13 protein-coding genes and 2 pseudogenes are annotated in these 13,530 nt (G+C 39.0%); all 15 read right to left on the bottom strand.

Annotation, left to right across the window (positions count from 1 at the left end):
- Nucleotides 1–3: 3 nt before the first annotated feature.
- On the bottom strand, nucleotides 4–267 hold the full coding sequence (locus I2432_RS03685; RefSeq protein WP_111690003.1) for a conjugal transfer protein: 264 nt from the start codon (nucleotides 265–267) through the stop codon (nucleotides 4–6).
- A gap of 19 nt (nucleotides 268–286) precedes the next feature.
- Nucleotides 287–1,153, bottom strand: a complete 867-nt coding sequence (locus I2432_RS03680) for a VirB6/TrbL-like conjugal transfer protein, CD1112 family (RefSeq protein WP_111690002.1) — start codon at nucleotides 1,151–1,153, stop codon at nucleotides 287–289.
- A gap of 19 nt (nucleotides 1,154–1,172) precedes the next feature.
- Nucleotides 1,173–1,388: a Maff2 family mobile element protein gene (locus I2432_RS03675; protein WP_000394022.1), complete on the bottom strand. Its 216-nt coding sequence runs from the start codon at nucleotides 1,386–1,388 to the stop codon at nucleotides 1,173–1,175.
- Between the two features lie 3 nt (nucleotides 1,389–1,391).
- Nucleotides 1,392–1,703 (bottom strand): single-stranded DNA-binding protein, encoded by a 312-nt coding sequence (locus tag I2432_RS03670; protein ID WP_111690001.1) that lies wholly within the window; start codon nucleotides 1,701–1,703, stop codon nucleotides 1,392–1,394.
- 163 nt (nucleotides 1,704–1,866) lie between these two features.
- Nucleotides 1,867–2,379: pseudogene (locus I2432_RS03665) on the bottom strand (type IV secretory system conjugative DNA transfer family protein); the annotation flags it as partial.
- 103 nt (nucleotides 2,380–2,482) lie between these two features.
- A complete protein-coding gene (ltrA, locus tag I2432_RS03660) occupies nucleotides 2,483–4,393 on the bottom strand; it encodes a group II intron reverse transcriptase/maturase (protein ID WP_206158988.1) in 1,911 nt (636 codons plus the stop codon).
- 146 nt (nucleotides 4,394–4,539) lie between these two features.
- Entirely contained in the window at nucleotides 4,540–4,704 is a 165-nt protein-coding gene (locus I2432_RS03655) for a hypothetical protein (RefSeq protein ID WP_154803975.1), read from the bottom strand.
- Between the two features lie 497 nt (nucleotides 4,705–5,201).
- Nucleotides 5,202–6,470, bottom strand: a pseudogene (locus tag I2432_RS03650) (VirD4-like conjugal transfer protein, CD1115 family); the annotation flags it as partial.
- Nucleotides 6,467–6,952 (bottom strand): PcfB family protein, encoded by a 486-nt coding sequence (locus I2432_RS03645; RefSeq protein ID WP_111689997.1) that lies wholly within the window; start codon nucleotides 6,950–6,952, stop codon nucleotides 6,467–6,469. The gene I2432_RS03645 and the pseudogene I2432_RS03650, both read right to left, overlap by 4 nt.
- Nucleotides 6,952–7,989 (bottom strand): DUF6017 domain-containing protein, encoded by a 1,038-nt coding sequence (locus I2432_RS03640; RefSeq protein ID WP_111690549.1) that lies wholly within the window; start codon nucleotides 7,987–7,989, stop codon nucleotides 6,952–6,954. The genes I2432_RS03645 and I2432_RS03640 overlap by 1 nt, the downstream gene beginning before the upstream one ends.
- A gap of 77 nt (nucleotides 7,990–8,066) precedes the next feature.
- On the bottom strand, nucleotides 8,067–8,348 hold the full coding sequence (locus I2432_RS03635; protein WP_111689996.1) for a CD1845 family protein: 282 nt from the start codon (nucleotides 8,346–8,348) through the stop codon (nucleotides 8,067–8,069).
- A gap of 19 nt (nucleotides 8,349–8,367) precedes the next feature.
- On the bottom strand, nucleotides 8,368–9,999 hold the full coding sequence (rlmD, locus tag I2432_RS03630; RefSeq protein WP_206158987.1) for a 23S rRNA (uracil(1939)-C(5))-methyltransferase RlmD: 1,632 nt from the start codon (nucleotides 9,997–9,999) through the stop codon (nucleotides 8,368–8,370).
- Nucleotides 10,000–10,076: 77 nt separating this feature from the next.
- Complete coding sequence (locus I2432_RS03625; RefSeq protein ID WP_042670356.1) at nucleotides 10,077–11,507, bottom strand: LCP family protein; 1,431 nt, start codon at nucleotides 11,505–11,507, stop codon at nucleotides 10,077–10,079.
- A 197-nt stretch (nucleotides 11,508–11,704) separates the two neighbouring features.
- On the bottom strand, nucleotides 11,705–12,199 hold the full coding sequence (locus tag I2432_RS03620) for a shikimate kinase (protein ID WP_021320558.1): 495 nt from the start codon (nucleotides 12,197–12,199) through the stop codon (nucleotides 11,705–11,707).
- A complete protein-coding gene (gene aroA, locus I2432_RS03615) occupies nucleotides 12,192–13,475 on the bottom strand; it encodes a 3-phosphoshikimate 1-carboxyvinyltransferase (RefSeq protein ID WP_206156330.1) in 1,284 nt (427 codons plus the stop codon). The genes I2432_RS03620 and aroA overlap by 8 nt, the downstream gene beginning before the upstream one ends.
- Between the last annotated feature and the right edge of the window lie 55 nt (nucleotides 13,476–13,530).

The raw sequence follows: 13,530 nt of genomic DNA, 5'->3' as shown, positions 1-13,530 counted from the left end.
AGCTTACCTCCCATATTCCTTGTCCTTTGACAGCTCCTCAAAGTGTTCATATACAGAGCCGATTTCTTCCTGAATAATTGCAAGCTGTTCATCTGTATTTTTGTTATATCTTTGCTGCATCAAGCAAAAATCATTGTGGCAGCGACCAATGTCCTGTGTCCTTTCTTCCAATTCTTCTACCTTGTTATGAAGTCTGATTCTATCAATTACCTCCATAATGCCTGCTCCAATTACTACTGCTGTAAATACTGTTTTTCTTTTATTCATACTATCTTTCCTTTCTTTTTTAGTGTGCATTTAATACGCTTTTGGCCAGTGTTCCGCTCTTTAGCATCATTAACCCCAGCAAAACCGCATAGCCAAGTATCGTCATGATGCTTGTGTGTATATCTGTTATTTCAATCGTCTTAACTAATACTGCGTAAATTCCAAGACAAACCATTAAAAAGAGTCCTTGTAGTCCAAGTGCAAATAATCCTTTGATGTAATTTGTTCCAATCTGCCCCCATTCTTTGTTTCCCATTGTGGCAAATGGAATGGCTGAAATCGATGAGTAAACATAAATCTCAAACATCCTTCCGTAAACCACAAGCATAATTACTATGGAAATTGCCTGTATGGCAACCTTAATGAGCGAGGTTTCAAAGAGAATCATGACAAGCTCTCCAAGTCCCTTTTCTTTTAGGGTATCCATCATCGCCACTATCTGATCTCCGGAAACGGTGGCAGAGGTGTTTATCACCCCTGCCGCCTTATTTACCATATGCTGTGCCACATCAAAAACCGCCATTGAAAACTCAAAGGCATGAGATACTAACCATACAGCAATCCACATCTTGATGATGTACTTGAAAAATTCAAAGGTATCCGTATTATCATGTAGGTTATTTTTCTGTATAACCATATTGATAAGCTCGATACAAAGAACTGCTGTGATGATTAGTCCCGCTATGGGAATAATGACCGAATCGTTAATGCTCTTGATAAAAGCAAATACATCTCCGTTCCACCCCATAGGCGTTTTACCTACATCTGTTGCAACTGCACCAACCTTGTCGTTGATGTCAAGAAACATGGACTCTAAGTTTGCTTGGATACCCCCCAGTAGAAGCTCTTTAAAGAATTCTTCTATCTTGTCGAATATTCCAAACATCTAAGCTCTCCTTTTCTTATTACTTGAGTACATTTGCAAGAAGCGGAATCAGCTTAAGTCCGATAAGGACAATGCCTCCTCCCGCCATCAATTGCTTGATCCCTTGGCTCTTGGCTCCGGGATTGTCATTACCATATCCCTCCATAAGGTTAATGACACCCCATGCTCCAAGTCCTGCTCCTACTGCCATAACCAAAATCTTTAATACATTTACTGCCTGTGCGAAAAATTCCATAATTTATTCCTCCTCATTTTCTTCTTTCTTTTCAATCTTGTTGTATGACTTCACTACAAAATTTTTGTAAGTCTTTCCCTCTTTTTCACGCTTCTTAAAGTAGCCGAATACATGAATCAGATTGCCTTTTTCAAAGTCCTTTGCTTTCTCTGCTTTTTCTCCGTAGGCTGCACAATTGATATATTCCTTTCCTTTTCCATACTTTTTTACAAGCGTAAAGTTTACAACTTCTACTTCTTCGCCCTCTTTTTCAAAACTTGAGAAAGTAGGCTCTGCCACTAAATTGGCGTTGATGTTAATCATTTCTTGTTTCATTAAAAATTTCTCCTTTTCATTTCAATAAAAAAAGCGACCGGAAGTATTACTTTTCCAATCGCTATACTCATACTATTTAGTTTTTTACTCAGTGGGACTTCTGATCCTTATCATCTTGCCTCCTTACTTTTGCATAAAAAAGCAGCAAATCTATTTTGTAGACTTACTGCATTCTTGTAATAACTGTTTCCCTATTCAGTTTTGCTTTTCCTTTCCGTTTCATGTAGCTTTCTATATCAAATAAATTTTTCTTATCATAGTCCTCAAGCAGCTTATAGTTCTTGTGCTTTGTAATATCGTACTTATCTGAAAGAAAAGGTCTGACACCTCTAAGCTGAAAGATACATTTTCCACCATCCATAACCGTAATCTCATCCTGACTCATCAGCTCTTTGCCTGTTTTTTGATAGTTAAGTCCAAAGCTCTTTTGATTGCTCCTTGTTTCCGATGTATTGTAAAGGTCGATAGTTTCTTTACCAAGTGTTTCAGAAAGTTCTTTTAATGTAGTCTTTTCCTTACCTCCAAGAAACAAGGTACTATCACAGTTACCTACGATTGTATCAGCGTTGTCTTTGTAGATTGCCTTTAGTTGTGATTGTGCTTGCAAAATGATGCTTGCTGAAATTTCTCTGGAACGGATTGTCGCTATGAGCTTCTCAAACTTTGGAATTAAGCCGAATAGCGATAGGTAAGCCTCTGGTGTTGCCACCTCGGGCTTTTCCCCCGCTCCACACCGTGCGTGATAGTTTCCCATCACACGGCGTTCCACCGACTAAATCTTACTTTTTAGTGCCTATATAGTCCTCGAATTGTATCATTTCTAGCTCCCTGTGTTCACGAAGCTTATTGATTTTATCTTGCATTTCTTTGGTCAATGGTAGGTTTTTGAGTAGCTTACTTACTTTATTGCTATTTTCTTCTCCTACCAAATCCGATACTTCTTTTGAGAGAATAATTAAATTCCTGTAAGTATCGTTTCTTTCTCCTTTGCAAGGCTTAATGTGTTCACACATCATATCCGAAACAGTTAGGGCATTATGCGTAACCGCACATTTTCCCTTTTGTGCTATATACCTTGAAAGAGCGTTATCTGCCATCTCCAATGTAGGATAGAGATGAGCATTTTCCATCAGATATTTCATAACTTCAAAACTGATACAGTTTTCAGCGTCTGAGTATTTCCTCACATATTTGTTGACCTCACGCCTTTTATACTTTGGGTATTCGTATGCTACATATCCGACAGGAACAATCATACGACCATTTATCCATCGACATTGTTTAGACTTTCCGTATTTTTCCAAGATGTATTTGCTTGTCATTTCGCCTTGTTTCTCTATGGGAAAGCATCGTCTGTTATGATTCATTCCGTTGCTTTTCCCTGTAACCTTAAAGGCTATTTCCGCAAAATCAGCTGACACAAGCGTTGCCATACAGTAATAATTGTGCATTCCCATTACCATAGCATTGTAAAGACTTATATTTTTATCTAATTCACTTTGTTTGCTTGGGTTTTTAATATCTTTCCAAACAGAACCCAGTTTACTGATAACCTTTGCTTTACTCTTATCTGCCATATGGGAACGAATAATCCATTTATTCCCTTTTGGTACTACCTTGAATTTTATTCCAAGAAAAGTCGTGTAGTTCTTTCTAAGGTTGGTAATTCCTGATTTTTCATCACTTGTCTGCAAATGCAGATTTTCAGCCAACCATAGCTTCGTAGCCTTCATTACCTTGACAGCTGTCGCATAATCTCTGCAAAAAATCTTGAAGTCATCTGCATATCTAGTAATATACATTTCTTTCAATCCTGTTTTTGCTCTGAGCTTGTTCCATTTCTGCGTTCGGTCTATTGTGAGTATGTTTCCCTCGTTATCAACCTTTGTAAACTCGTAGCCTGTACTTCCCTCTTTGATTTTGAACATTTCCCACTGATTAGCAACCCACCAGTCCAGTTCATTCAGCACTACATTAGCTAGTAGCGGAGATAAAATACCACCTTGAGGTGTACCTGTTTCTGGTGTGATGACGATATCTTTGAACAGAATATCCGCTTTTAACATTTGCTTGATTATCATAATCAGCTTTCGGTCCTGTACTCCCAATCCCCATAACTGACGGATAAGTTTTGAGTGGTCAATATTATCAAAGAATCCTGTAATGTCTACATCTACAACAAAGTGCAGATTTTGTAACTGTGCCATTTTATAGCACTGTGCTATTGCGTTTTGCGTAGACCTATATGGTCTGAAACCATTATTTCGTTCATGAAATTTAGCTTCACAGATTGGCTCTAGTACCTGTAAGACACACTGTTGTATTAGCCTGTCCCAAATGCTCGGAATACCAAGAGGTCTTGTTTTTCCGTTATCTTTCGGAATTTCTACTCGTCTGACATTCTTTGGTTGATAGTAGTTCAACTTGTTTCTGATGGTTTTTATGACCATTTCGATAGGTAATTTCTGTATTTCTACAATCGTTTTACCATCTGTACCTGGAGTTTTACTCCCGTTATTTTTGCAGATATTTCGATATGCAAGTATGATGTTTTGGTCAGAGACAATCATTGGCATGAGCCTATCAAATCTCTTACCGTTTAGGCTCTCTTCATAAAGCTGATATCCTATTTCTTTAGCGTCATACCTTTCTGCATTTCGTTCTGCTTTATTTACAATTCGTTTTGCCATAGTAACCAACTCCTTAGCGGAGAATGATTTTTTCTTAGTCGCACCACGACAGCTATGAAAATCTCCTTTTGGTGATTACTATATAGACATGAAAGAAAGTTTAGTATCGGCTTGTGGCTATCCCTCCACCGCTTATTATCATGGTTTCAACGGTACTGTGCCACTACTCTCACAACCACCAATGCACTTATTGTAGAAAAGGTTCTTTCAGCCTTTTCATTTTCGATACAACTACGGTACTTTGTCGCTGATACAGTCAGCTCCCGTATTGGTTGCTTTCCACGTTCCACATAACTTAGGATTGTTACCACTTAGGTCATTCCTTTAGCCCTGCAAGTATTATCTTCAAGAGTTTTCTCAAGATACCTGTGTCCTGTTAACACAGAGGGTATGTCATACTAACAACTTTTACTCTACCCCACTTGCGTACCCATTGGTACACTGGCATTTCTACCAGCCATTCGTTTAGAGCCGTACATTCGGAATTTTGTCAGACCACTTATTTGGTCATTCTAACCATATGATAACCCCGCCCGCACTGTCACACACAACACCTACCTCTAGGTATCTTTCCTAGTATTTCTACTTTAGGGTGTGCTTCGCACGACTTCTCCGAGCTTATAACCTTAGTCGTCTGTATCCGACCAACGCTATTCGGAGTATTAGCGAATCCCCTTCAGGGCGTTACCCCTTCATTTGAGATTTCAGTTATGCAGTTCTCTAAAACCACATTATTAAATTATTTGTGACTTTAGGCTACGCTTTTGTCGGTTATTCCTACCGCTTTGGGCGTAGAACGTGTCACACTATTTGCAAACTCATCAAGTAAGCATCTTACATGAACAGGAAGCCTGCCACCATACACATCATCAGCCTTATCGCAAAGTAGATTAAATAACTGTGAATACATAATAGACACTACAAAGTTAAAGGTGTCATCTATATCAGAGATAATAACAAAGAGTGCTGTCTTTCTATCTCCCAGTGTATCAAGCTCAAGTTCATCTTCTTTCATCAAGTCCCGTAGTTCCTGAATATCAAATGGAGCAAGCCTTGCACCACAAGATATAAGAATAGATTTTGCTGTCTTTCCCGCAGCCAATTTATATTTTTTATATTGCTTGACCGCAAAGTGCGTAGGCTCCTTTTTCTCAAGTGCTTCAAAGAGTCTGTCTATCGGATTCATATAGGTTTCGTCATCTTCTCTTACTTCTGAAGCGTCTATCATATCAAGGAGCGTTGCAAAGTTCTTTTCTTCTCTTGGAGCTTCATAGAAGATATATCCGATAAGTGCTGTGTAGTAGAGTTTTTCCGCTTTGACCCAAAAATCTTCACCCGCTTTTTCTCCCTCACCTTTTGTATTTGCAATGATTGTCTGCACTAATTTGAGTATATCTTTCTCAGAACGGATATAGGCAAAGGGATTGTATTTCATGGATTTTTTGAAGTTTATGGTATTTAGAATTTTTATCTCATATCCATTGTCTTCAAGCATCTTGCCACATTCAATGACTATCGTTCCTTTCGGATCGGTTATACAATATGACGAGTGCATCTGCATAAGGTTAGGTTTGACATAAAATCTTGTCTTACCACTTCCTGATCCACCGATTACAAGTACATTCTTGTTACGAGCATACTTTGGATTAGCCGGTCTACCATTCATAGTTAGGCGTTCTGTCTGGGTAAGCAAGATATTGTTTTGAAACTTTTCATCCATGTATGGCTCAATATCTTTCTTATTTCCCCATCTTGCTGAGCCATACTCTTTTCCCTGTCTAAACTTTTTAGCATTTTTCCCTTTGGTATAGACAATAAATTTAATCAGTACAGCCACTCCGACTCCTATGATTACATCCACCGGATGAATACTTGGAAGAAAACTCATGGTATTAAGCTCTAATATTCCCTGAAAGATTTTATCTATGACATCACCACCGGTATAGCTTCTCACATGATGGGCAAAGATGTTTCCTAAATAGAAAAATGCAAGATGGGGAATGTTTTGCTTTACAAACTTTGCCTTATCCTGCACCTTAAATAAGCCTTTGATGTCCTTTAATATTTTATCTATCATAGGCTCTGCTCCTTTTGTTTATTCTTGATTTTATCTTTGGAAACAGAGTTCTTAGCCATTTCCTTAAACTTCTCAATATTCTTGTGAATAGATTCTTTCCTTTCCGTTTTCTTTTCAGACTGTGCTAATGCGTGCTTAAAGGCTCTATCCATAACCTTCATATCTTTGGCTTGAAAGAATACAGAGTATTTTCCTGTTTCCTTATCCTTCATCACTGAAAACTTAACACCATACCGATTAAGTTCTCTTTTCAGTTCCTTAAGCTCCGCTTCTTCAACCGGAATTTCTTCAAGCTGACCTTTCTTTACCATATCCTTGAGCTTTACTTCACTACCTTCAGCTTTAACTAATTTCCCTAAACTGCCATGTTGTTTTGATCGCTGATGTAATTTATTGATATGATTTAATATCTCTTGATATGTTGCTTTAAATACATTTATTTCAATACTTATTACTCTATTTGCAATTTCTTCATTTATCATTAAAGTCCTCCTTCCCTCATGTCATAACTAACAAGTGCTGTATAATAGGCATCCATATTGCTTGGTGCATTATATGCCGCCGTTAAAATAAATGCCCTGACATTTCTTATTTTAGCTTCATTCTCTGATAAAGCATTTACGAGATACTCCATGTGCGATGAATCTAAACTTCTAAATCTCTCTTGAACTATATATGCAGGTAATTTTGTTTGATTGATAGTAACTGTATCATCTGCATTTAATATCATTACATCGGCTAAAACTCTAATAATTTCATCGTATGTTTTTGCAATAATCTTATTTCCTAATTCCATGTGTTCGTTATACCCTGTACTTTCTCTAAGTTCTTCTAAACAGGATTTATATGATTTTATTTTTTTAGTCCCTCCCTCCAATCCGTCCCTCATATACAAGTCCTCATATTTATGGATGGGTAGGTGGGAGGAATTCTCTGATGAAATATATGAAGTATTCTCTGATGAATTATTTGTAGTAATCTCTGGTAATGGTTCATGCAAGCTGCCATAATGCATTGGTGGATTTTCATCAAATGCATCAATGCTATATGCGTCATTGCATTGGTGGATTTTGCACTCTTCCATTGGGGCATTTTGCCCTAATGCATTGTGCATAGCGTTTTGACTTTCTTTCTCTAAAATTTTTCTTTCATGCTCCAGTTTTTTCCTGTTAAATTCAAGATATAATTCTTCTAATCTTTCATCATTTATCGTATACCATTTTGTTTTATCTCTTGGATCTTTATTATAGTTTCCTACCAAAAGATAACCCGCCTTTTCGAGCTTAGCAAAAGTTCTTTTTACTGTATCAACACTCATATAGTCGAAGTCTTTTTCTTGCCATGCCCTTATAGAATTGTATGTCCAATATTTCCCGTCATGATAGTTTTTACCGTACTTCTTATTTATCTCAATCCAATAATTTATTTGTTGCAATATTAAGGCTTCATTTAACCCTAGCGCTCTTGCCAATGCTTTATTTGCAACAATAGGCTGTTCATCAAATAAATACATACTCACATCGTCCCCTCCTTTCTTTTCAATTTTTGGCATGAAAAAAGACGATAGTATTTTTCTCTATCGCCTCAATAGTTTCTTTATATTTCTTTCAATCTATCTCTTGCAAATTCAATATATGCTGTAATCCATAATGCTATTTTAGGTAGTCCATAAGGACTTATCAAAAATGCTATTATCAATGCCTGAATAAAGGTAGTTGTATCTTTTTGTATAAGTGCTGCAATCGAACCTAACACCACTAAGAATGATAATATCCCTAAAATCATTCCACTAACACTAATTATGAATTTTAGAAAAGAAATTAGTATTGATAGAAGTAATATTATTGGAAACAAGATTATTTTTAATATCCACCTCATATAATACCCCTCCCTTCTCTTAAATCATTTTAAAGTGCATTAACGCATCCATAATAGCATCTTCTTTTTCCGGTGTACATTGTGGAATAACTTGTTTTTCTTTTTTTGACTTATTATAATTTTCTCTCAACTCTATTCCACATTTCTTTTTAATCTGGGCAATATAGAGTGCTGAAACTTTCAAACCAAATTTTTCTAATATATATTCCTTAATCTGAGCATAAGTAGCTTTGCTCTCCGCACTTGTCAAATCAAGTTCATCCAGCTCTACTTCAACACTTATATGCTTATCGACATTAAGTTTGGACAATAATGCTACCGTCTCCACATGATGTGTCATTGGAAACAAGTCTACTGGCTGCACTTTCTGGAGTTTATAGCCGAGTTCCTCGTAGCGCTTGATGTCACGCGCCATGGTGGCGGGGTTGCAGGATATATAGGTTATTTTGTCAGGCTGCATTGCTGCACTGGCCTTGATAAAGCTCTCAGTTAGTCCCTTTCGTGGGGGGTCTACGATGATAACTGTTGGCTTTATGCCCTCCTGACACCAGTTTGCCATCGCATTTTCAGCGCTGTCAGCGACATAGTAGGCATTGGTAATACCGTTTAGCGCTGCATTTTTCTCGGCATCACGCACTGCTGCTTCGATCACTTCGACACCGTATACTGCTTTGACTTCTTTAGCAAAGGATAGCCCGATGGTTCCAATGCCTGAATAGGCATCAATCACCACATCGTCAGCGGTCAATTCAGAAAAATCAATAGCTGTTTGATAGAGCTTTTCAGCCATTGTTGTATTGACCTGATAGAAGGACTGAGCAGAAATACAGTATTGATTGCCCAGGATCGTATCTGTGATTGTCTCTTTTCCATAGAGTCTTGTAAACGCCTTACCAAAGATAACATTAGTAGGCTTGTCATTGATATTTTGCAGGATAGAAGTAATCGCTGGAAATTCTGCGACGAGGCTGTCAATCATCTGGTTGATACGAAAGATTTTAGGTCGTGTTGTCACTAAAACCAGCATGATTTCTCCTGAATAATGCCCACGACGAACCACAAGATGACGAATCAGGCCTGACTGCTCTTTTTCGTCATAGGGCTTGATGTCAAAACGGCGCAAAAGGTCGCGTGTAAAGGCGATCAAGCGATCAATTTCTTTATCCTGAATGTAAAAATCAGAAATCGGTACTAGCTCATGAGAATGCTTACGGAAAAAACCAGTCTCTAGCTGACCATTGACACGACGAACAGGAACCTGGGCTTTATTTCGATAAGCATAAGGATATTCCATACCAATTGTTTCTTTGACCTCAACATTGCTAATCCCTGCAATCTTATAGAGACTATCCTGAACCTGCTTTTGCTTAAAGAGCAGCTGCTGCGGATAAAGCAAGTGCCCCAAATCAGCAATACCTGTGCGCAGATAGGTCACATCAAGTTTTTCTTGACGCACCGGTGAGGTTGTTAGATAGGCCTCTACCTTGCCAAAGCCACTGTTTTTATTGACCTTTAGGACACGCATCTGAATGATTTCACCTGGAAGAGCATTTTCAACAAAGAAAACAAAGCCCTCATGCTTAGCGATTCCTAAGCCATCATGGCTTAAATCAGAAATTTCCACCTGAACAATATCGTTTTTACTTAACATTTACTTTCCTTTTCTTTTACTACACTAATCACTCAAAAAAGAAGAGCAACCATCGTTACCCTTCATTATAGCATATCTTAGCGTAATCCCAGCTTAGATAATCGATTTTGATACTTAGCAAAATCAATAAAGAGAGCCTGACCACCATACATGTCATATTCATCAATCCAATCCCCATTTTCAGGAATCGTCACATGCTCCACACCGTTTTTGCCATTAGTCAAGACGGACACTCCATTTTTAAGGACAAATGGGAAGGAGACATTGGTTGAGGTTAGGGCATAAATCTTACCAATAGCTGCTGAGCCTGTAAAGAGCTTGGTTGGATCCTTGATTTGAGACATGATAGCAGCCATCACCTGCTGCTGACGTACGGTCCGACCAAAATCACCCTCATCGTCCTTTCGGAAGCGAGCATAGTTGAGCAGGGTACGACCATCCATTTTTTGCTCACCAACCGTTATGGTTTGGTTGGGAACCACTCCGTCTTTCATTCGTAAATCATCTGGTACATCAACAGCAGCGACTGCTTCGCCATTTACAGTAGCAAATTTGGCATCAATGGTAACACCATCTGGAAACAGTGTGTCAATAGCCTCAGCAAAGGTTTCAAAGTCAACCATGACATAATATTTAATGTCAATATCAAAATTATGCTTGAGTGTCTGACGCACAAATTCTGCTCCTTGATGATTTTCCTGCTCTCCTAAATTAAAGGAGGCGTTCAATTTTAAATCATAGGAATCCTGATTATTATAGCTATAGCCAGGAATATTAACCAAGGTATCTCTCATGAAGGAGACCATTTTGATTTTATTCTCCTTATTGCCAACATTAACCACCATGATTGTATCTGTTCGAGCATCTGTTGAGCCTTGCGTAATCCTCTGGTCTGAGCCTAGAATTAAAATATTAGTGCCATCGCTAGTATCCTGACCATGAAAGACCTGCGAAACTGCTGGCTTATAATTGGCCTTGTTAGTAGACACGTCCATCATTCCCTTGAAAAACATGAAAGCTATCCCTGCAACAAGCAGCAGCAACAAGAAAAAGAGTACTCTGAAAAAACGTCTCAGACGTCCCTTCTTTTTTTTCCTTCTACCCTTTTTAGGCATAGCCTCAGGCGCAAGCTCCTCATAGATCGCCTGATCTGGGTCATCATAGAAGTCCTGCTGAGGGGCTAGTATTGGCTTTTGCTGATGCCTTTTGCTACGTCTTTCTGATCTCGGATAAAGAGGCAGGCCATTAGGTCCAGCCTGTTGCTCATCACTCATATCATAAGCATCAGCATTATCCTGTGAAGCTTGAGCATAATCGTCACGCCCACCCCTAGTATAATGAGTCAAGGAGCGCTGAGAACGAGAAGGCATAGCCCTTGACTCCATCTTTGACTTTAAAAAGGTAAATTCTCTGCGTTCAGTCTCAGTCAAATAATTTAAATTTCTTAATAAATAAAAATATCGTAATTCTTCGTGGTGGCTTAGACCACCCTTTTGGTATCTCGTCATGCTCTTCCAACTCTTAGTATTCTAATACAATTTCTTCTATTCTTTGTCTAATGATTCTATTATAACCTATATTAACGAGATTGTCCTCTAAAATCGTTAGAATTCAACTTTATTTCATCCTATTATTAGCTTTTCATACCTAATCATTAAGAAAAGCTGGGCTGCGAATAGGAGGCCAAAAGTCTAATCCTCAGCAGTTACGACATATTGGCAATGATTGCTGCAACCTCCTTTGGTGTTCTATGCTCAACATTAATCACTTTGTCTGCCAATCCCTCATACAAGGCCATGCGCTGCTGAAAAATAGCATAGAATTCTGCTTTAGAATGGTTTAAAAACAGTGGTCTTTGGCACAGCCTATCTTTTTTAAGCCTGTCATACAAAACCTCAAAGGAGGCTGTTAAGAGGATATTATGTTTGTGATTTTTTCTGATTAATTCTCGGTTTGCCTTACTAAGGACAACACCTCCACCAGTTGATACGATAGCCTTACTATCAAGTGCCAGCACTTCCTGTAAGGTATCTGACTCAAGCTTTCTAAAGGCTGCTTCACCACGATAGGAAAAAAATGCTGATATGCTCATGCCTATTTTAGCCTCAATAAGCCTATCCATATCCAAAAAATGCTCATCTAATTGGGCTGCAACTGTCGTCTTACCAACTCCCATAAATCCTAATAACAGCTTAGTCATGCCATAACCTCTCTAAATCCTTAAAAAAGTCAGGATAAGAAGTCAGGATAGCTTCTGCTCGCTCTAGGGTGACCTGTTCTTCTTCAACCAGTAGGGCTGCAATAGCTGTCATCATGCCAATTCTATGATCTCCACAGGTACTGACAGCTGCACCATGTAATGGTGTTTTGCCTCTAATCACCATACCGTCCTCTGTCGCCTGAATATCAGCACCCATCTGTCCTAATACATCAGTAACAGCCTGAATGCGGTCAGTTTCCTTGACCCGTAATTCTTGAGCGTTCCTGATATAAGTCGTTCCCTGTGCCTGAGTTGCCAGCAAAGCAATGACAGGCAATTCGTCAATCAAGCGGGGAATCAAGTCACCAGAAATCTCAACACCTTTTAAGCTGGAATAAGAGACCCTTAAGCTAGCAGACTGTATGTCCTTATCAACAGCCTGATAAGAAAGCTGGCCACCCATTTTCTCAATAACCTCCAAAAGACCTGTCCGCGTAGGATTAATCCCTACATTTTCGAGCACAAGATCTGACCCCGGAACAATCAGACCAGCAGCTAGCCAAAAGGCTGCACTAGAGATATCACCAGGAATCTGTAAGATCTGTCCCTGCAAACGCTGCGGTCCTTTGATACTGATTTGCTTTCCAGCTACTGAGAGCTTTCCACCAAATTGTTCAATCATCTCTTCGGTATGATTTCTTGTCAATTCCTTTTCAAGAATAACAGTCTCTCCCTGTGTTTGCAAAGCAGCTAATAAAATAGCAGACTTGACCTGAGCAGACGCCACAGGCAGCTGATAATGGATCGGCCGCAACTCCTGACAGCCCTTTACAATTAGTGGTGGAAGCTCTTTTTCTCCTTGACCAGATAGCTCTGCTCCCATTAGAGACAATGGTATGGTAATACGATCCATAGGACGCCTTGATAGGCTATCATCTCCAAGCAGCTGCACCGAAAAATCCTGTGCTGCTAATAGCCCTGCAAGCAGGCGCATAGAAGTACCTGAATTGCCCATGTCTAGAGGCTTTTGAGCTGGCTTTAGGCCTTTAAAACCTCTTCCTTCAATGATTAAACTATCAGCTGACTCGTAAATGGTGACACCTAGGTCTCGAAAGGCTTGAATAGTGGCTAAAACATCTTGCCCCCTTAAAAGACCATGAATCACCGTTTGCCCCTCTGCTATAGCACCAAAGATGACTGCACGATGGCTAATTGACTTGTCACCTGGTACCCTTAGACGTCCCCTAAGCGCCTTAGCTTTTGTTCTTAATTTCATCACTACTCCTGTCTTTTAGCATACCAGCATCGGCTCAACAAAGCAAATAAAAGAA

Origin of the sequence: Streptococcus equi subsp. zooepidemicus (genome assembly GCF_015689395.1) — a bacterium.
GTDB classification, from domain to species: domain Bacteria; phylum Bacillota; class Bacilli; order Lactobacillales; family Streptococcaceae; genus Streptococcus; species Streptococcus equi.
This window is presented reverse-complemented; position numbering and strand designations above follow the sequence as displayed.

What these genes read in the sequence shown, in the direction of transcription:
- I2432_RS03635 (WP_111689996.1), bottom strand. Translation starts at nt 8,348, where the DNA reads ATGAGGTGGATATTAAAAATAATCTTGTTTCCAATAATATTACTTCTA.
- I2432_RS03680 (WP_111690002.1), bottom strand. Translation starts at nt 1,153, where the DNA reads ATGTTTGGAATATTCGACAAGATAGAAGAATTCTTTAAAGAGCTTCTA.
- ltrA (WP_206158988.1), bottom strand. Translation starts at nt 4,393, where the DNA reads ATGGCAAAACGAATTGTAAATAAAGCAGAACGAAATGCAGAAAGGTAT.
- I2432_RS03685 (WP_111690003.1), bottom strand. Translation starts at nt 267, where the DNA reads ATGAATAAAAGAAAAACAGTATTTACAGCAGTAGTAATTGGAGCAGGC.
- I2432_RS03620 (WP_021320558.1), bottom strand. Translation starts at nt 12,199, where the DNA reads ATGACTAAGCTGTTATTAGGATTTATGGGAGTTGGTAAGACGACAGTT.
- I2432_RS03645 (WP_111689997.1), bottom strand. Translation starts at nt 6,952, where the DNA reads ATGATAAATGAAGAAATTGCAAATAGAGTAATAAGTATTGAAATAAAT.
- I2432_RS03670 (WP_111690001.1), bottom strand. Translation starts at nt 1,703, where the DNA reads ATGAAACAAGAAATGATTAACATCAACGCCAATTTAGTGGCAGAGCCT.
- rlmD (WP_206158987.1), bottom strand. Translation starts at nt 9,999, where the DNA reads ATGTTAAGTAAAAACGATATTGTTCAGGTGGAAATTTCTGATTTAAGC.
- aroA (WP_206156330.1), bottom strand. Translation starts at nt 13,475, where the DNA reads ATGAAATTAAGAACAAAAGCTAAGGCGCTTAGGGGACGTCTAAGGGTA.
- I2432_RS03625 (WP_042670356.1), bottom strand. Translation starts at nt 11,507, where the DNA reads ATGACGAGATACCAAAAGGGTGGTCTAAGCCACCACGAAGAATTACGA.
- I2432_RS03675 (WP_000394022.1), bottom strand. Translation starts at nt 1,388, where the DNA reads ATGGAATTTTTCGCACAGGCAGTAAATGTATTAAAGATTTTGGTTATG.